Annotated in this window: 15 protein-coding genes and 1 other RNA gene; 10 read left to right on the top strand and 6 right to left on the bottom strand. The window is 65.5% G+C overall.

Annotation, left to right across the window (positions count from 1 at the left end; genetic code table 11):
- Positions 1-86 precede the first annotated feature (86 nt).
- A complete protein-coding gene (gene gyrA, locus NH14_RS14510) occupies positions 87-2675 on the bottom strand; it encodes a DNA gyrase subunit A (RefSeq protein ID WP_084225097.1) in 2589 nt (862 codons plus the stop codon).
- A gap of 586 nt (positions 2676-3261) precedes the next feature.
- Between gyrA and ompA the strand changes: the two genes are divergently transcribed.
- From ompA to ssrA, 4 genes are all read left to right on the top strand, one after another.
- Positions 3262-3912: an outer membrane protein OmpA gene (gene ompA / locus NH14_RS14505; RefSeq protein ID WP_035522452.1), complete on the top strand. Its 651-nt coding sequence runs from the start codon at positions 3262-3264 to the stop codon at positions 3910-3912.
- Positions 3913-4093: 181 nt separating this feature from the next.
- Positions 4094-4792: a bifunctional 2-polyprenyl-6-hydroxyphenol methylase/3-demethylubiquinol 3-O-methyltransferase UbiG gene (gene ubiG, locus NH14_RS14500; protein ID WP_035522450.1), complete on the top strand. Its 699-nt coding sequence runs from the start codon at positions 4094-4096 to the stop codon at positions 4790-4792.
- A 21-nt stretch (positions 4793-4813) separates the two neighbouring features.
- Positions 4814-5536 carry an HAD-IA family hydrolase gene (locus NH14_RS14495; protein WP_035522448.1) on the top strand — a complete coding sequence of 241 codons (723 nt, stop codon included), beginning with the start codon at positions 4814-4816 and terminating at the stop codon, positions 5534-5536.
- A 76-nt stretch (positions 5537-5612) separates the two neighbouring features.
- Positions 5613-5982, top strand: a transfer-messenger RNA (tmRNA) gene (ssrA, locus tag NH14_RS14490).
- 126 nt (positions 5983-6108) lie between these two features.
- Here the strand turns inward: ssrA and NH14_RS14485 are convergent.
- Positions 6109-6375: a hypothetical protein gene (locus tag NH14_RS14485; RefSeq protein WP_035522446.1), complete on the bottom strand. Its 267-nt coding sequence runs from the start codon at positions 6373-6375 to the stop codon at positions 6109-6111.
- A gap of 126 nt (positions 6376-6501) precedes the next feature.
- Positions 6502-7581 (bottom strand): substrate-binding domain-containing protein, encoded by a 1080-nt coding sequence (locus tag NH14_RS14480; protein ID WP_035522444.1) that lies wholly within the window; start codon positions 7579-7581, stop codon positions 6502-6504.
- A gap of 131 nt (positions 7582-7712) precedes the next feature.
- Between NH14_RS14480 and NH14_RS14475 the strand changes: the two genes are divergently transcribed.
- From NH14_RS14475 to NH14_RS14460, 4 genes are read left to right on the top strand one after another with little or no spacing between them, the layout of a single operon-like run.
- Positions 7713-8234 carry an NAD(P)H-dependent oxidoreductase subunit E gene (locus NH14_RS14475; protein WP_035522441.1) on the top strand — a complete coding sequence of 174 codons (522 nt, stop codon included), beginning with the start codon at positions 7713-7715 and terminating at the stop codon, positions 8232-8234.
- The gene (locus NH14_RS14470; RefSeq protein ID WP_035522439.1) at positions 8231-9796 is read left to right on the top strand and encodes a formate dehydrogenase beta subunit; all 1566 of its coding nucleotides are present in this window, start codon (positions 8231-8233) and stop codon (positions 9794-9796) included. The genes NH14_RS14475 and NH14_RS14470 overlap by 4 nt, the downstream gene beginning before the upstream one ends.
- A gap of 16 nt (positions 9797-9812) precedes the next feature.
- Entirely contained in the window at positions 9813-12749 is a 2937-nt protein-coding gene (gene fdhF / locus NH14_RS14465) for a formate dehydrogenase subunit alpha (protein ID WP_035522437.1), read from the top strand.
- Positions 12750-12753: 4 nt separating this feature from the next.
- Positions 12754-13011 carry a formate dehydrogenase subunit delta gene (locus NH14_RS14460; protein ID WP_035522435.1) on the top strand — a complete coding sequence of 86 codons (258 nt, stop codon included), beginning with the start codon at positions 12754-12756 and terminating at the stop codon, positions 13009-13011.
- A gap of 93 nt (positions 13012-13104) precedes the next feature.
- On the opposite strand, the gene NH14_RS14455 is transcribed toward NH14_RS14460, so the two are convergent.
- From NH14_RS14455 to NH14_RS14445, 3 genes are all read right to left on the bottom strand, one after another.
- Positions 13105-14847 carry an FAD-dependent monooxygenase gene (locus NH14_RS14455; protein ID WP_035522995.1) on the bottom strand — a complete coding sequence of 581 codons (1743 nt, stop codon included), beginning with the start codon at positions 14845-14847 and terminating at the stop codon, positions 13105-13107.
- 103 nt (positions 14848-14950) lie between these two features.
- Positions 14951-15964, bottom strand: a complete 1014-nt coding sequence (locus NH14_RS14450) for a cation diffusion facilitator family transporter (RefSeq protein ID WP_244143462.1) — start codon at positions 15962-15964, stop codon at positions 14951-14953.
- Positions 15961-16281 carry an ArsR/SmtB family transcription factor gene (locus NH14_RS14445; protein WP_035522430.1) on the bottom strand — a complete coding sequence of 107 codons (321 nt, stop codon included), beginning with the start codon at positions 16279-16281 and terminating at the stop codon, positions 15961-15963. The genes NH14_RS14450 and NH14_RS14445 overlap by 4 nt, the downstream gene beginning before the upstream one ends.
- 159 nt (positions 16282-16440) lie before the next feature.
- Between NH14_RS14445 and NH14_RS14440 the strand changes: the two genes are divergently transcribed.
- The gene (locus NH14_RS14440) at positions 16441-18399 is read left to right on the top strand and encodes a tetratricopeptide repeat protein (RefSeq protein ID WP_035522428.1); all 1959 of its coding nucleotides are present in this window, start codon (positions 16441-16443) and stop codon (positions 18397-18399) included.
- Positions 18400-18428: 29 nt separating this feature from the next.
- Positions 18429-18971, top strand: a complete 543-nt coding sequence (locus NH14_RS14435; RefSeq protein WP_035522425.1) for a GNAT family N-acetyltransferase — start codon at positions 18429-18431, stop codon at positions 18969-18971.
- Positions 18972-18987: the final 16 nt, after the last annotated feature.

Raw genomic sequence — 18987 nt, 5'->3', positions numbered from 1 at the left:
TTGGCCACTCAAAACACCCACGGCATCCTGATACGAAGCGGCCCGCTCACGCGGGCCGCCTGGCCACATCAACCTGCACGCAAAACTTACTCTTCGCTTTCGTCCTCGCCTTCGGCATCGGCCTCCGCGATCTGCTGCAGGCCGGAAAGCTTCGTGCCTTCATCAAGGCTGATGAGTGTAACACCTTGCGTCGCACGGCCCATTTCACGGATCTCCGAGACCCGCGTGCGGATCAACACACCTGTGGTCGTGATCAGCATGATCTCGGCTTCCGGGTCCACGAGCGTGGCCGCCACCACCTTGCCGTTACGCTCCGACGTCTGGATCGCGATCATGCCCTTCGTGCCGCGGCCGTGGCGCGTGTATTCGGTGATCGGCGTGCGCTTGCCGTAGCCGTTCTCGGTGGCGGTGAGCACCGACTGCTGCTCGTCGCCCGCCACGAGGAGCGCGATGACCTGCTGGGACTCCTCGAGTTGCATGCCGCGCACGCCGCGCGCTTCACGGCCCATCGGGCGCACGTCGTTTTCGTCGAAGCGCACGGCCTTGCCGGCGTCCGAGAACAGCATCACGTCATGCGCGCCATCGGTGATGGCCGCGCCGATCAGGTAATCGCCCTCATCCAGACCGACCGCAATAATACCCTTGCGCAGCGGACGGCTGAACGCCTCGAGCGGCGTCTTCTTGACCGTACCGAGTGCGGTCGCCATAAACACGAATTTGTCCGCCGAGAACTCCTTCACCGGCAGCACGACCGTGATTTTCTCGCCGTCCTGAAGCGGGAACATATTGACAATCGGACGGCCGCGCGAGTTGCGCGAGCCCTGCGGCACTTCATAAACCTTGACCCAGTACACGCGACCCCGATTCGAGAAGCACAGGATGTGGTCGTGCGTATTGGCGATGAAGAGCGTGTCGATCCAGTCGTCTTCCTTCATCGACGTGGCCTGCTTGCCGCGACCTCCGCGCTTCTGGGCGCGATATTCGGACAACGGCTGCGATTTCACGTAACCCGAGTGCGACATGGTCACCACCATGTCCTGCGGCGTGATCAGATCTTCGGTGTTCAGCTCGGTCGCGTTCATCTCGATCTTCGAGCGGCGAGCATCGCCGAATTCGCTCTTGATCGCGGTGAGTTCGTCGGAGATCATGACCGTTACGCGCTCGGGACGCGCGAGGATGTCGAGCAGATCGGCGATTTGCGCCATCACTTCGCGGTACTCGCCAATGATCTTGTCCTGCTCCAGACCCGTGAGGCGCTGCAGACGCATTTGCAGGATTTCCTGCGCCTGCGTATCGGACAGGCGATAGAGGCCATCGGCCTGCATGCCGTACTGCGGGTTCAGCCCTTCCGGACGATAGGCTTCCCGGCCGCCCGCCGAGGCGTTCTCCTGCTCCGCGCGCGTGAGCATCTCGCGCACGAGCGACGAGTCCCACGGACGGTTCATCAACTCCTGCTTCGCGATCGGCGGCGTGGGCGCGGCCTTGATGATGGCGATGAATTCGTCGATGTTCGCAAGCGCAACTGCGAGGCCTTCGAGCACGTGGCCGCGCTCGCGCGCCTTGCGCAGTTCGTATACCGTGCGCCGCGTGAGCACTTCGCGGCGGTGCGACAGGAAATGCTCGAGCATTTCCTTCAGGTTCAGCAGCTTCGGCTGGTTGTCCACCAGCGCGACCATGTTCATGCCGAACGTGTCCTGAAGCTGGGTCGCCTTATAGAGATTGTTGAGGATGACCTCGGGCACTTCGCCGCGCTTGAGTTCGATCACGACGCGCATGCCGCTCTTGTCCGACTCGTCGCGGATATCGGAAATGCCTTCGAGCTTTTTCTCGTTGACGAGCTCGGCAATGCGCTCGAGCAGCGAACGCTTGTTCACCTGATACGGCAGCTCGTCGACGATGATCGCCATGCGCTGGCCGCGGTCGATCTCCTCGAAGTGCGTGGCCGCGCGCATCACGACGCGCCCGCGCCCGGTCCGATAGCCGTCGCGCACGCCGGCGACGCCATAGATGATGCCGGCGGTCGGGAAATCGGGCGCCGGAATGATTTCGATCAACTCGTCGATCGTGGTCTGCGGATTCTTCAGCAGATGCTGGCAAGCATCGACCACTTCGTTGAGATTGTGCGGCGGAATATTCGTGGCCATACCGACCGCGATGCCCGACGAACCGTTGATGAGCAGGTTCGGGATGCGCGCAGGCAGGATCTGCGGCTCGCTTTCGCTGCCGTCGTAGTTCGGCCCGAAATCGACGGTTTCCTTGTCGATGTCGGCGAGCAACTCGTGCCCGATCTTCGCCATGCGGATTTCGGTGTAACGCATGGCCGCGGCGTTGTCGCCGTCGATCGAGCCGAAGTTGCCCTGGCCGTCGACCAGCATGTAGCGCAGCGAGAAGTCCTGCGCCATCCGGACGATGGTGTCGTATACAGCCGTGTCGCCGTGCGGGTGGTACTTACCGATTACGTCGCCGACGATACGCGCCGACTTCTTGTAAGCGCGGTTCCAGTCGTTGTTCAACTCGTGCATCGCGTACAGCACGCGCCGGTGCACGGGCTTGAGGCCATCACGCACATCCGGCAGCGCCCGCCCGACGATCACGCTCATCGCGTAGTCGAGATACGAGCGGCGCATTTCCTCCTCGAGGGAGATTGGCAGAGTCTCTTTGGCGAATTGATCCATTATCGATGTCGTTATCGGGCGCACGGGGCCGCCGGCAAGCCTGCCAGCCGGACAAACCGCGCAACGCGCCCTGCTGTCGCATGGACGCCGCAGACGCAGCGCAATCTTATGATTCTATCATGCGCGAGCCCCCTGCCCGCCGTCCGGGGACTATCTACGTATACCTATTAGTGGGGCGAGCTCGAGCGGCTCAAAACGGCGCACAGCGATTCAAACGCGCTGCCTGGCGCTGGCAAATATCATGCGCGAACGACATTCGCACCCAGTTCGTGTGACAAAGCGCAGCGCCCAGAACCGGACGCCTTGCACTCCTCCACCAACCAGGCACACTACCAGGAGATCGAGCGGGAACTTTTTGTTGCGGGTGTACCACATTCGACAAGCCCTGATGAAGGGGGCGGATTTTTTTTATCGTCGGACGGGAACGATATGGCAAAATGCCAACGCATAAAGTTAGACACCGCTCGAAGTCTACACAAGACGTGTCTCACAACTCGCCAATGTTATACTTCGAGCAATGTATGACTAGTCTTCGTCATATGGCTCGCAGTAAACCTGCGGTAATCTCAATTTCGAGAGGAGAAATATGAATAAACTTTCAAAGCTCGCGTTCATTGCAGCTACCGCAGTTATGGCTGCATCCGCCCAAGCACAATCGGTGCCGGCGTCGCGACAAGCCGTCAATGACAACTGGGTGAATGGTACCGGCGAATACGTGTGGATGAACGGCACGAACGAGCTTTGCTGGCGCGATGCATTCTGGACGCCGGCCACCGCCAACGCAAAGTGCGATGGCGCACTGGTCGCCCAGGCACCGCAACCGCCGGTCGCTCCGCCGCCGGCCATCACGAGCCAGAAGATCACGTATCAAGCTGACGCCCTGTTCGACTTCGACAAGGCTATCCTGAAGCCGGCTGGCAAGGAAAAGCTGGACGATCTGGCAAGCAAGACCCAGGCGCTGAACCTCGAAGTCATCGTTGCAACGGGTTACACCGACCGCATCGGCTCGGCTGCCTACAACGACCGTCTGTCGCTGCGCCGTGCGCAAGCCGTCAAGTCGTACCTGGTCAGCAAGGGCGTTCCGGCCGACCGCATCTACACGGAAGGCAAGGGCAAGCGCAACCCGGTTACGACTGGTTGCAACCAGAAGAACCACAAGCAACTCGTCGCCTGCCTCGCACCGGATCGCCGCGTGGAAGTCGAAGTTGTCGGCACGCAGAAGCAACCGCAACAGTAATTTGCGAGCTGCGACAGCAAGCCTCAAAGCCCCGCTTCGGCGGGGCTTTTTTATTTCATCGGCTTTTCCCGGATATGAGTGGCCGAGGCACGGCAGCCCATTTTGCCGCTGCAGGCCCCCGCCTATATACTCAGGGCTTACTTATTCTCCCCCGCCCTGGTGTGCCAGCGGCCTCTCCGACATGACCAATGCCGATCCCCACGAGTTGCAGAAATTCAGCGATCTTGCTCATCGCTGGTGGGACCCGAACGCGGAATTCAAGCCGCTGCACGAACTAAACCCCGTCCGCCTTGGCTGGATCGACAGCCATGCGCATCTGTCCGCCAAGCGTGTGCTCGATATCGGCTGCGGCGGCGGCATCCTGTCAGAGTCGATGGCGGGTCTCGGCGCAAATGTAAAGGGCATCGACCTCTCCAGCGAAGCGCTGGGCGTGGCGGACCTGCACAGCCTGGAAAGCGGCATCACCGTGGAATACGAGGAAATCGCAGCCGAAGCGATCGCGGCGCGCGAGCCCGCTTCGTTCGACGTGGTCACCTGCATGGAGATGCTCGAGCACGTGCCGGAGCCCCTGAGCGTAGTCAAGGCCTGCGCGACGCTCGTGAAGCCGGGCGGCTGGGTGTTCTTCTCTACGCTCAACCGCAATGTGAAGTCGTATCTGCTTGCCGTGATCGGCGCGGAATACATCGCGCAGATGCTGCCCAAGGGCACGCACGATTACGCGCGCTTCATCCGCCCTTCGGAACTCGCGGGCTTCGCGCGCGAAGCCGGCCTGCGCCCGGCCGAGATCAAGGGCATCACCTACAACCCGCTCACGCGCCACTTCGCGCTGTCGAACGACTCGAGCGTCAACTACATGATTGCCTGCCGGCGCGACGCCTGAAGCGCCCGCGCCTCTTCCGACATGACTCAGACTCAGCTTGAAAGTACGCCTGCACCGGACTCCCGTGCAACGCTGGACACCTGCGACGCCGTGCTGTTCGACTTCGACGGCACGCTCGCCGACACGGCGCCCGATCTCGCCGCTGCGGTCAACCAGATGCGCCACGCGCGCGGCCTGGCAAGCGCGCCCTACGAGAAGCTGCGGCCGCTCGCCTCGGCGGGCGCGCGCGGCCTGATTGGGGGGGCGTTCGGCATCGGCCCCGACGACCGCGAGTTCGCGGCCATGCGCGAAGAGTTCCTCGCCAACTACGCCGCCAATCTGCGCGTGGAGACGGCGCTCTTTGCCGGCATCGACGCGGTGCTCGACGACCTCGACGCGCGCAGCGTGCGCTGGGGCATCGTCACCAACAAGGTCGCACGGCTCACCGACCCGCTCGTCAAACTGATGCATCTCGACACGCGCGCGGCCTGCGTCGTAAGCGGCGACACCACGCCCTACTCGAAGCCCCACCCCGCCCCGCTGCTGCATGCGGCACAGGCACTCGGCATCGACGCCCGACGCGTGGTCTACGTGGGTGACGACCTGCGTGACGTGCAGGCTGGCCACGCGGCCGGCATGGCGACGATCGCGGCGGCCTATGGCTACTGCGGCAACGTCGAACCACCGGCGCAATGGAATGCCGATTACCTCGCCGACACCGCCGCAACGCTCTTCTCACTGCTTCAGAACGTGGGCCGGGGGTAAAAAGATTGACGCGCTCGCCCTTGATTCAGGGGCGGTTAGCCTCATCTCCCGAACTATGTGATAATTGTCATTCCCCGGGGCCGACCTGGTTTCGACAGGGGTTATGAAGTAATCAGGGCATGCCGAGGACCCGTCACCTCGTTAATCAATGGGAAAAACGTAACTGCAAACGACGATACGTTCGCACTGGCAGCCTAAGGGCCGCCGTCCTCTGCCTGGCTCACTGACGGGCTAGTGTCGCAAGACCGGTAGCAATACCGCCAGAGGTCATATACGTCAGTTAAGCTCTGTCGGCGTCACGACGCCAGAGTCGAAAATCTAGTGAATCGCCGTAGCGCAGCGTGTTCGTCCGCGTCGCTGCGGTTAAATCAAATGACAGAACTACGCATGTAGAACTGGTTATGGACTGCTTCTGGACGCGGGTTCGATTCCCGCCGGCTCCACCAGATATCAAACAAAAACTCGCGACAGCCCGAAAGCTTCGCGAGTTTTGTTTTTCAGCGCCTGATTGAACCGCGCCGCAACGGCCCGGTGCATTCGCGGCGCCTTCGTGCCGCCAGCCATTCCGCTGCTTAATTATCCTGCGGGCACTGCAGATTACAGCCGCTCGGGTCACCCATATCGCCCTTTCTGCGCGCCGCAGACGGCTTGCCGTGCTGGTATTTGTCCGAAGGCGCCGATGCCGCGAACGGCATTTGCGGATGCTCGTTGAGCTTGAATCCGTCGGAGAGGATACCGCCCGGCACGCCCGGCGAATTCTGCGCGAAGGCAATATCGACGGTTGCAAATAGCGCCCCCGCGGTTGCGGCAGCTACACAAACATTAAGCAGGAATTTCATGGTCGATCAGTGCGAACGAGGCGCATCGAAAACAGCGCATTAAAAATGATGATGCCAATAGCGGCCCAAAGTATCACAAAAAGCGGCGGACTCTGCAGCGCTAATCGCTAACCATGTTGCTTCGTATTACAAAACGCGCCCCGACCAGCCCACGCCAAGCGGCACGACCGAGCCGCATTCCCCCGGATCGTAGCCCTCCAGCTGCGCCACAGACTGACGAAACGGTGCTCCGCGCAACAATTGCAACACGCTGGCGAGCGGCTCGCGCTCCAACTGCGCGCGTTCGCACGCGAAATAATAGTCTTCATCGGCGATCGGGATAAAATCGAGGCCGAAGTGGTGCGCCGCCGGCTCCACGCCGAAGCCCACGTCGGCCATGCCGCTCGCGACGAACGCCGCGATCGCCGAGTGCGTGAGTTCCGATGACGCATAACCGTTCACCCGCTCCGGATCGACGCCCACGCGCGTGAGCAGCAGATCGATCAACAGACGCGTGCCAGAGCCCGGCTGCCGGTTCACGAAGCGGATGTCGCCGCGTGACAAGTCGGCGAGACCGGCGATCCCGCGCGGGTTGCCGCGACCGACGAAGAGACCCTGCTTGCGGCGCGTGAGGTGAATCAACACGTGGCGCTGCGGATCTAGCCAGTTGCGATAGGCGTCCGCGCAGGCTTCGCGAAAATCGCTGCGCGGAAGATGAAAGCCGGCCAGATCGCACTCGCCGCGCGCGAGCGCCGTGATGGCGTCGGCGCTGTCGCGGTATTTGATCTCCACGGGCACCTGGTCGGCCACGAGCGCCGTGACCAGTGCGGCCACCGCGTAGCCATGCGAGGCGTGGATGCGCAGGTTCTGCGCGTCGGGCGCGAGCCAGCGGTTCAGATCGCTCGCCACTTCGCTCGCGAGTGCCTGAAGGTTGCCGGACAGGCGCTCCGTGCACAGGCGCTGCGAGCGCAGCACCGCTTCGCCCAGCTCCGAGAGCACGGAGCCGCGCCCGCGCGCCTTGGCGATCAGCGCGCCGCCCAGGCGCTCTTCCAGATCGCGCAACAGCCCCCACGCGTGACGATAGGACAAACCCTTACGTTGCGCGGCCTGCGCAATGCTGCCTTCTTCCGCGACGAGCGCGAGAAGCGGCACCACGTCCGTCAGACTGGCCTCCCGGCCCTGCACGTCGCGCACCATCAGTTGCGCCTGACATTCGACCTTGATCATTATGAAATCTCGTTTCCTATTGCGCCGCCTTTCTTACAGGCCTATTGTTCGTCCATACAAGAAAACCACCCCAGCATAGATGCGCACTTTATGAATAGCAAGCGCATATATGCCTCCACAGGAGCTCTACAGTGGACGAGACAAACGCAAGCGTGCCCGACGCCCTCGTGCAGCGCCACGCCCAACCGGGCCGCACCCTGCTTGCAATCCTCCATGCGATCCAGGACGAAGCCGGCTTCGTGCCGTCCGCCACGGTCGCCCCGCTCGCGAAAGCGCTGAACCTCTCGCGCGCCGAGGTGCACGGCGTCATCACCTATTACCACCACTTCCGCACGGCGCCGCCCGCGCCCGTGGTTGTGCAACTGTGTCGTGCCGAGGCATGCCGCAGCATGGGCAGCGAAGCGCTCGCGCAGCACGCCGAGTCGCACACTGGCTGCCGCTTCAAGCAGCACGGCCACGACGGCGAACACACGCACGAGCACACGCACACGGGCGAAGTCGAGCTGGAGTCGGTCTATTGCCTCGGCCAGTGCGCGCTGTCGCCCGCCATGATGATCAACGGCACGCTGCACGCACGCGTGACCCCGCAGAAGTTCGACGCGTTGCTGGCAAAAGCGGTGGCCGCCGTCGCCCATGCCGAGGAGGCCGTATGACGCGCATTTATGTTCCCCGCGATTCGTCGGCCCTCGCGCTCGGCGCCGATGATATCGCCGCCGCCATCCAGCGCGAAGCTGCTGCACGCGGCGCGGCCATCGAGCTCGTGCGCAACGGTTCGCGCGGTTTGCTGTATCTCGAACCGCTCGTCGAGGTCGAAACGCCCGACGGGCGCGTCGGCTATGCGAACGTCGAAGAAGACGACGTCGCCAGCCTCTTCGACGCGGGCTTCCTGCAAGGCGCGCAACATGCGCGCTCGGTCGGCCTCGTCGAACAGATTCCGTATCTGCGCAAGCAGCAGCGCCTCACGTTCGCCCGCATCGGCATCACGGATCCGCTCTCGACCGACGATTACGTCGCGCATGGCGGACTCGAAGGCCTGCGCCAGGCGCTCACGATGAGCGGCGCCGACGCCTGCGCCGCGCTGATCGAATCGGGTCTGCGCGGCCGCGGCGGCGCGGCCTTCCCCGCCGGCATCAAGTGGCGCACCGTCGCCCAGGCTCAGGCGGACCAGAAGTACATCGTCTGCAATGCCGACGAAGGTGATTCGGGCACGTTCTCCGACCGCCTCGTGATGGAAAGCGACCCGTACGTGCTGATCGAAGGCATGACGATCGCCGGGATCACGGTGGGCGCCACGGTCGGCCATATCTACGTGCGCAGCGAGTATCCGCATTCGATCGCCGCGCTCGAAGAAGCGATTACCCGCGCGCGCGCCAAAGGCTGGCTCGGCGACGACGTGCTCGGCAGCGGCAAGCGCTTCGACCTGTTCGTCGCGAAGGGCGCGGGCGCCTACGTGTGCGGCGAAGAAACCGCGTTGCTCGAATCGCTCGAAGGCAAGCGCGGCATCGTGCGCGCGAAGCCGCCGCTGCCCGCGCTCGCCGGACTCTACGGCAAGCCGACGGTCATCAACAACGTCATCACGCTTGCGACCGTGCCGATCATCTTCGCGAAGGGCGCGGCGTACTACAAAGATTTCGGCATGGGCCGCTCGCGCGGCACGCTGCCGTTCCAGCTCGCGGGCAACATCGCGCGCGGCGGGCTCGTGGAACTCGCCTTCGGCGTGACGCTGCGCGAGCTGATGGTTGACTACGGCGGAGGCACCGCCAGCGGCCGCCCCGCGCGCGCCGTGCAGGTGGGCGGCCCGCTAGGCACCTATCTGCCCGAGAGCCAATGGGACATTCCCATGGACTACGAAGCGTATGCGGCAGTGGGCGCAGTGGTCGGCCACGGCGGGCTCGTCGTGCACGACGACACCGCGAACCTCGCCGACCTCGCCCAATATGCGATGGAGTTCTGCACGCTCGAATCGTGCGGCAAGTGCACGCCGTGCCGCATCGGCTCGACGCGCGGCGTCGAGGTGATCGCGAAGATCCGCAACGGCGACACCTCCGAAAAGCAGGTCACGCTGCTGCGCGATCTGTGCGACACGATGGTGTCCGGCTCGCTTTGCGCGATGGGCGGCATGACGCCCTACCCCGTGATTTCCGCGCTCAACTTTTTCCCCGAAGATTTCGGTCTTGAACCTGTCCAGCCAGCCGCCAGCGCGGCGGCCGCCTGAACGAGGAGCCACCACCATGTCCGACACGCTCATGCCCCAAGCCGGCGGCTGCGGCTCCGGCAACTGCGCCTGCAAATCGGCAGCGATGAAGCAACGCTCGCCCTTCGACGACACCGATTTCGGCACGCCGCTGCGCCACGCCGATGTGGACGTCACGCTCGAAATCGACGGCCAGTCCGTGACGGTGCCCGCAGGCACCTCCGTCATGCGCGCCGCAGTCGAAGCGGGCATCAACGTGCCCAAGCTGTGCGCCACCGATTCGCTCGAACCGTTCGGCTCGTGCCGCCTGTGCCTCGTCGAGATCGAAGGCCGGCGCGGCTACCCTGCTTCGTGCACGACGCCGGTCGAAGCCGGCATGAAGGTGCGCACGCAAAGCGACCCGTTGCAAAAGCTGCGCCGCAACGTGATGGAGCTTTACATCTCCGATCACCCGCTCGACTGCCTCACCTGCCCCGCCAACGGCAACTGCGAACTGCAGGACATGGCGGGCGTCACGGGCCTGCGCGAAGTGCGCTATGGCTTTGACGGCGCGAACCACCTCAAGGACAAGAAGGACGAATCGAATCCGTACTTCACCTACGATCCGTCCAAGTGCATCGTCTGCAATCGCTGCGTGCGCGCGTGCGAGGAAACCCAGGGCACCTTTGCGCTGACCATTTCCGGGCGCGGCTTCGAATCGCGCGTCGCCGCGGGTGCGAGCGAATCGTTCATGGATTCGGAGTGCGTATCGTGCGGCGCCTGCGTGGCCGCCTGCCCGACCGCGACGCTGCAGGAGAAGTCGGTCGTCATGCTCGGCCAGGCCGAGCACTCGGTCGTGACGACCTGCGCGTATTGCGGCGTTGGCTGCTCGTTCAAGGCCGAAATGAAGGGTAACGAAGTGGTGCGCATGGTGCCGCACAAGAACGGCCAGGCAAACGAAGGCCACGCTTGCGTGAAAGGCCGCTTCGCGTGGGGCTACGCCACCCACAAGGACCGCATCAAGAAACCGATGATTCGCGCGAAGATCACCGATCCGTGGCGCGAAGTGAGCTGGGACGAAGCGATCAAATACGCCGCTAGCGAATTCCGCCGCATCCAGGACAAGTACGGGCGCGATTCGATCGGCGGCATCACGTCCTCGCGCTGCACGAATGAAGAAACCTATCTCGTGCAGAAGCTCGTGCGCGCCGCGTTCGGCAACAACAACGTCGACACCTGCGCGCGCGTGTGCCACTCGCCCACCGGCTACGGCCTGAAGACCACGCTTGGCGAGTCGGCGGGCACGCAGACCTTCTCCTCGGTCGATTACTCGGACGTGATCATGGTGATCGGCGCGAACCCGACCGACGGCCACCCGGTGTTCGGCTCGCGCCTGAAGCGCCGCGTGCGCCAAGGCGCGAAGCTGATCGTCGTCGACCCGCGCCAGATCGACATCGTCGATACCGCGCACGTGAAGGCCGAGCATCATCTGCAACTGCGCCCGGGCACCAATGTCGCGATGGTCAATGCGCTCGCGCACGTGATCGTCACCGAAGGACTCGTGGACGAGGCGTTCGTGGCCGAGCGCTGCGAGACGCGCGCGTTCGAGCAATGGCGCGATTTTGTCGCGCTGCCCGAGAACTCGCCCGAGGCCATGGCCGAAGTGACGGGTGTGCCTGCAGAGCAAGTGCGCGCCGCTGCGCGCCTCTACGCACGCAAGGGCAACTCGGCGATCTACTACGGCCTCGGCGTGACGGAACACGCGCAGGGCTCGACCATGGTGATGGGCATCGCGAACCTCGCGATGGCCACGGGCAACATCGGCCGCGAAGGCGTGGGCGTGAATCCGCTGCGCGGCCAGAACAACGTGCAGGGCTCGTGCGACATGGGCTCGTTCCCGCACGAGCTGCCGGGCTACCGCCACGTGAGCGACACCATTGTGCGCAACGAGTTCGAGAGCGCCTGGAACGTCGCGCTGCAAAGCGAGCCGGGCCTGCGCATCCCGAACATGTTCGACGCGGCAATGGACGGCACCTTCATGGGCCTCTACTGCCAGGGCGAGGACATCGTCCAGTCGGACCCGAACACGCAACACGTGGCGGCGGCGCTGTCGTCGATGGAATGCATCGTCGTGCAGGACATCTTCCTGAACGAAACGGCGAAATACGCGCACGTGCTGCTGCCGGGCTCGTCGTTCCTCGAAAAGGACGGCACCTTCACCAACGCCGAGCGCCGCATCTCGCGCGTGCGCAAGGTGATGCCGCCGGTCGCCGGCTACGCTGACTGGGAAGTGACGATCCTGCTCTCCCGCGCGCTCGGCTACGAGATGGACTACACGCACCCGTCGCAGATCATGGACGAGATCGCGCGTCTTACGCCCACCTTCCACGGCGTCTCGTACAAGAAGCTCGACGAGATGGGCAGCATCCAGTGGCCGTGCAATGAAGCGGCGCCTGAAGGCACGCCGATCATGCACATCGACGAGTTCGTGCGCGGCAAGGGCAAGTTTGTGATCACGAAGTTCATCGCCTCGCCGGAAAAGGTCACGCGCCGCTTCCCGCTCCTGCTCACGACGGGCCGCATCCTCTCGCAGTACAACGTGGGCGCACAAACGCGCCGCACCGAGAACTCGCGCTGGCACGAGGAGGACCGGCTGGAGATTCATCCTGTCGATGCGGACGATCGCGGCATTCGCGACGGCGACTGGGTGGGCATCGAATCGCGCGCGGGGCATACCGTGCTGCGCGCGAAGGTGAGCACGCGCATGCAGCCCGGCGTGGTCTACACGACGTTCCACTTCCCCGAATCGGGCGCGAACGTGATCACCACGGACGCCTCGGACTGGGCCACGAACTGTCCGGAGTACAAGGTGACCGCCGTTCAGGTGAGCCACGTGCAGCAGCCGTCGGAATGGCAGCGCGAGTACTCGCGCTTCAACACGACCCAGCTCGAACTGCTGAGCAAGCGCGAACCGCTGACCACTTCAGGGAAATAAGGCGATGAAAGCAGACCACCTGATCGAAATGGCGAACCAGATCGGCAGCTTCTTCGACTCGCTGCCCGATCGCGAAGAGGCGCTCACGGGCATCGCCGAACACATCCGCAAGTTCTGGGAGCCGCGCATGCGCCGCACGCTGCTGGCGGCGCTCGACGGCGCGGGCGCCGATGCTGGCGCCGAGCAGGCGGGCTTTACCGAAATCGTGGCCGCCGCGCTCAAGCGGCATCGCGACTCGCTCACGCCCGCAGCGGCGCCTTGATCGCCGCATATCGTGTGAAGCGGGGGCGAAGCGCGCACGCCGTGCGCCTTCGCCCCCCTCTCACGAATACCGTCTTGGCTCAACGCAATCGACCTACTGCGCCGCAGGCCGGGGCGCGGGCGCAGGCGTGAACCACGTCTCGCAATGTCGCAGCAAACCATGCAGGTCCGATCCGGTTCGGCCGCGCGCGCAGATATAGCCATCCGGTCTCACGAAATAGAACGCGGGCCGCGTGCGTCCGTAGGCGTCACTGAGCGAGGGCGCGCCCTCGCCCGCGAGCGGCGCTTCGCTGTCCGGCAGATCCGCCACCCACCAGACCCTCACCGCCTGCGGCAACACCTGCTCGACCGCCTCGGCAAACGGTCTGAGCGCGGCAACCGCGCTTGCGGCGCCGGCCGCGCCGAGCACGCTCGCGACGCTCGCCGGGCCATCCGGCAGCGCATGTTCGGCGGCTTCCACGGCGCGCACCGCGTCGTCGTCCACCAGCAGAAACAGCGAGAAGCTCGCCGGATCGTGCAGATCGAAGATGCGGCCCTTGCCTGGCGCCCTGCCAAGCGGTCCGTCGACCACGCGCACGAGGGCGTCGGGCGCGCGCTCGCCCGCGCGCGGCCCGCCGTCGAGCACGCGCTCGAGCGTGAGCGCGCTACGCCGGTACTGGATCGACAATTCGCTCAACGCCTCGCGCGCCGCATCGCGCAGCGGACCGAGCGCGACGAGCGCCGGCATCACGCGCTCGCGCAATAGCTTGAGCGGTCCGTGATCGGCTTCGACCAGCTGCGTCATGAAGCTCGTCTGCCGCAACACGATGCGCTCGATCGGATAACGCTCGGCGTGGTAAGTATCGAGCAGCCGGTCGGGCGCGCCGCCCAATGCGCGCGCGAGCTTCCAGCCCAGATTGAACGCCTCCTGAATGCCCGTGTTCATGCCCTGCGCGCCCGCGGGGCTGTGCACGTGCGCGGCATCTCCCGCGAGAAAGACGCGCTCCGCGCGCAGAAAGCGCACCATGCGGCTATTCACGTGAAAGTACGACGCCCAGGTCACGTCGGCGACCGAGACGGGATGGTGGATGCGGCGCTCGACGATCGACCGGCATTCTTCGAGCGTCGGCACCGGGGGCGCGCCTTCGGGCGGGGCCGGCAGCATCGCCTTGTGATCGGCCATCAGGCGATAGCGCCCGCGCCCATACGGAAAGATCGCGGCAAGTCCGTCGCCCGATGCGAACACGTGAAACTCGTCCTCGGGCCACGGCGTGCTAGCGGCGATATCGGCGAGCAGAAACGATTGCTCGCTCGACTCGCCCTCGAACTTCATGCCCAGGTGGTGGCGCACCGTGCTGTGCGCGCCGTCGGCGGCGATCATCCAGGCGCAGCGCAACGCTTCGGTGCGTCCGTTGGCAAGACGCACATCGGCGCTCACGCTCGCGGAGCCTTGAATGAACTCGATCAGCTCGACGCCGCGCTCGACCTCCACGCCAAGCGTCGCGAGCTGCGCCGCGAGAATGCGCTCGGTTTCGCTTTGATCGATGAACAGCAAATACGGATAGCGCGTGAATAGCGGATCGAAGTCGAGACGCGCGCGGCGCTGGCCGTTCGAATAGAGATTGGCGACGTGCGCGCGATGACCGCGCTCGAGAAAAGGCTCGACAATCCGATGCTGCTCGAAGAGTTCGAGCGTGCGCGCCTGAATGCCGATCGCGCGCGTGTGACGCCCGGGCTCTCGCGCGCGATCGATCAGGCGGACCGGAATGCGCGCACGGGCAAGACTCAGGGCGGCGGCGAGACCAGTCGGCCCCGCGCCGACGATGAGCACGGACGGCTGGGAAGAAGCCACGGTCATGCAGACCTCCATGCGATCGACATGAGACGTAGTGTACGCCCGCTCCTGGCCCCGTTGAGCGCCCCGATGCGGCTATGGGCAATGCCTGTTCACGCCAGTGCGCTCAGGGATGAAGATGCGGCGCACCGTCGAGCGAGCAGCGATGCGCGCTGGTGCCCAGATCCACCTGCAACGTCACATGCCTGATGCGAAAGCGTGCGCCGAGCGTGCTCACGATGGCGTCGAGCACCGCATCGCCGGGATGGCCGGCCGGCATCACGAGATGCGCGGAAAGCGCGTTGCCCGTGGTGGAGAGCGCCCAGACGTGCAGATCGTGCACATCGGTCACGCCCTGCTGCTGTTCGAGAAAGCCGCGGATGCGCTCGATATCGACGCCTTCGGGCACCGCCGCGAGCGCAAGCCTCACCGACTCGCGCAACAGCCCCCACGTGCCGCGCACGATCACGAGCACGACGACGATGCTCATCGCCGGATCGACCCAGCTCCAGCCCGTCGCCAGGATCACGAGACCGCTCACGGCGACCGCCGCTGAGACGCCCGCGTCGGCGGCCATGTGCAGGAAGGCGCCGCGAATGTTGAGATCGTCCTTCTGGCCGCGCATGAAGAGCCACGCCGAGAAGCCGTTGACCACGAGGCCGAGCGTGGCGACGATGAAAACGTCGAGGCCGGCCACGGGCGCGGGATGAACCAGGCGCCCGATCGCTTCGGCGAGAATCGCGCCGCAGGCGACGAGCAGCAGCGCCGCGTTCGCGAGCGAAGCCAGGATGGACGAACTGCCGAAGCCGAACGTATAGCGAGCCGAAGGCCGCCGCGTAGCGAGCCACGCGGCACCCCAGGCGAGCAGCAGGCCGAGAACGTCGGAGAAGTTGTGGCCGGCGTCGGCGAGCAGCGCGGTGGAATGCGCGATCACGCCATAAACCGTCTGCGCCACCACGATCACGATGTTCAGCGCGACGGCCAGCGCGAACGCGCGGCCATGGCCCGTGGCCGGCGCGTGATGGTGAGTATGGTGGTGGCCATGCGCGCCGTGGTCGTGGTCGTGGTCGTGGTCATGACCGCCATGCGCATGAAGTGGCGCGGCGCCCTCGCCTGCGCGCCCGGAATCCGCACGCGTCACGTGAGCTCCTGCCAGGTGGAAACCGGCTCGGCCACGTGTTCCAGCATTCCCGCGAGCATCGCGCTGATATGCGCGTCCGCGGCGGCGTAAAACACTTGCTTGCCTTCGCGCTCGGCTCGCACGACGCGCGCGGCGCGCAACAGGCGCAGATGGTGGCTCACGAGCGACGACGACAAACCCAGCGCATCGGCAATCGCGCCCACCGCGCGACGGCTCTGCACGCAGGCCAGCACGATGCGCAGGCGCGTGGGATCGCCGAGCAGGCGAAACAGGTCGGCGAGCGGGGCGACGCGCTCGTCCTCAGGATACGGCAACATGGCGACGATCCAAACATATGAACAGTTGTTCAAATGTTAGTTGCGGTACGGCAACAGGTCAAGCGGCGTTGGAAGGCCGCGCACGCGAGGTTCGGGGAGCACCCACCCGAGTGTGGGAAAATGCCGCCTTCGCCATCCCCCCGTATTTGCCTTTCAGTCATGGAACAGGTTTTTGTCCGCGCGTACGCCGCTCATCGCGACGGCCGGCTGGACGACGCCGAGCGCGGCTACCGCGCGACGCTCGCCGCCGATCCCGTGCACGTCGATGCGCTGCACATGCTCGGCGTGCTGCGGCATCAGCAGGGCCAGCACGCCGAAGCCGCGGACCTCGTGCTCCGCGCGGTCACACTGCGGCCCGACGATGCAGCGCTCCAGCTGAATCTCGGCAACGCGCTGAAGGCGCTTGGCGAACTCGAGGGCGCGATCGAGCGCTTTCGCAATGCGCTCACGCTCGCGCCTGCGTTCGCGCTCGCGCACTACAACCTCGGCAACGCCTACGCGGCGGTCGGCCGCCACGAGGACGCGATGTACGCGTTCGGCCACGCGGTGCGCCTGCAGCCCGGCGACGCCTCATCGCACAACAACCTCGGCAACGCCCTGCACGCGCTCGGCCGCCATGCCGAAGCCGCCGAAGCGTTCCGGCGCGCGCTCAAGATCCGTCCGGGCCACGCCGGCGCGCACAATAATCTCGGCATGGCGCTCAACGCGCTCGGCGATTGCGCGGGCGCCGTCGAACAGTTCCAGAAGGCGCTGCGCTTCCAGCCGCGTTTCGTCGCCGCGCATTTCAACCTCGCCAACACGCTCGACGCCACCGGCTATCACGCGCAAGCCGTCGCGGGCTACGAAACCGCACTCGCGCTGCAACCGCAATTCCCACCGGCGCTGTTCGGGCTCGGCAATGCGCTGGCGGCGCTCGGGCAGCACGAAGAGGCGCTCGGCCCGTACGAGCGCGCGATCGGCCTCGATCCGAAGTTCGCGCTCGCGTGGCTCGCGCTCGGCTCGGCGCAGCACGCGCTCGGGCGCCACGCCGCCGCACTGCGCGCATTCGACGAGGCACTGCGCGTGCGGCCCGATCTCGCGGCCGCGCATCTGAACCGCGCCCTTATATTGCTGACGCTCGGCGATTTTCAGCGCGGCCTTGCCGCCTACGAGTGGCGGCTCGACCCGGCCGCGCGCGACAGCGCCGGTGGTGTCGCGGGTGTCGCGAACGGCGCCCACGCCGGCGACATCATGATGGCCGCCGCGCCGCCCGCGAATCGCGACGCCGCCGCTGCCGCAGCCGCGCTCGCCGCCGTGCCGCGCTGGCGCGGCGAGCCGCTTGCCGGCCGCACGCTGCTTATCCATGCCGAGCAAGGCTTCGGCGACACGCTCCAGTTCGTGCGTTTCGTGCCCAATGTGGTGGCGCTCGCGCACAGCGGCGCGCGCATCGTGCTCGAAGTCCAGGCGCCGCTCGTGCCGCTCATCGCGCCGGCTGCCCACGTCGCACGCATTACGCTGATCGAACAAGGCGCGCCCCGCCCGCCAGTCGACCTGCACTGCCCCCTGCTCTCGCTGCCGCTTGCGCTCGGCACGACATACGAAACGGTGCCCGCGCCCATGCCCTACCTCGCGGCCCCACCGGCCTATCGGCGCAAATGGCGCGGCTCGCTCGGCGGGCAAGCGAAGCGCAAAATCGGCCTCGCCTGGTCGGGCCGCATCATGAAGCACGAAAACCGCTCGCTGCCGCTCGCCGCGCTCGAGCCGCTGTTCGCGCTCGAAGGCATCGACTGGATCGTGCTCCAGCCGAACCTGAGCGAGGCGGAGCACGCGGCGCTCGATGCGCATCCGCGTGCGCGCACCATTCACCGGCTGGATGGCAGGCTGGAGAATTTCGCGGACACCGCGGCCGTCATCGAGCGCCTCGACGCCGTGGTCTCCATCGACACGTCCATCGCCCACCTGGCGGGCGCGCTGGGGGCGAAGCTCTGGCTGATGCTGCCGTTCGCCGCCGACTGGCGCTGGTTCACCGGCACCGACGCGAGCCCCTGGTATCCGCGCGCGCGCCTCGTGCGTCAGCCGCGGCCCGGCGCATGGGACGAGGTGGTCGCACGCGTCGCCGCTGGGCTGCGCGAAGCCTGACGCCCAACAGCGGTTACCCGAGACCCCGCATGGCCACCGCCCCTGTCCTTACACTCCGCCCGGCCACGACTGCCGACGCCCCGCTGCTTGCCGCCATGCATGCCGCGAGCTGGCAGGCCACCTATCGCGATCTGCTGCCCGCCGCATTCCTCGAGCAGGAAGTCGATACCGAACGCGCCGAATACTGGCGAGCGCGCATGGAGGCGCCCGGAGAGGACCGCCGCCTCGTGCTGATCGCCGAGTTGGGAGAGTCGACGGAAAAGCGCACGCCGGTCGGGTTCGTCTGCGCCGAGCGCCAGCCCGGCTCGCCCTGGGGCGCGTTGCTGGACAATCTGCACACCCTGCCGGGGCATCAGGGTATCGGCGTGGGCAAGCGGCTCATGCAGGCCGCCCAGGCCTGGGCGCGCGCTCAAGGCGAATCGCGGCTCTATCTCTACGTGCTCGAAGGTAATGCGCCCGCCATCGAATTCTATGAGCGGCAAGGCTGGCAATACTCAGGGTCCGAGCCCGACCAAATGGGCGGCATCGACATTACCGCGCTGCGTTACGTATATCGGCTCGACGCCGCATAACAAAAAATAAGACAGC

Origin of the sequence: Paraburkholderia sacchari, from assembly GCF_000785435.2 — a bacterium.
Taxonomy (GTDB): domain Bacteria; phylum Pseudomonadota; class Gammaproteobacteria; order Burkholderiales; family Burkholderiaceae; genus Paraburkholderia; species Paraburkholderia sacchari.
This window is presented reverse-complemented; position numbering and strand designations above follow the sequence as displayed.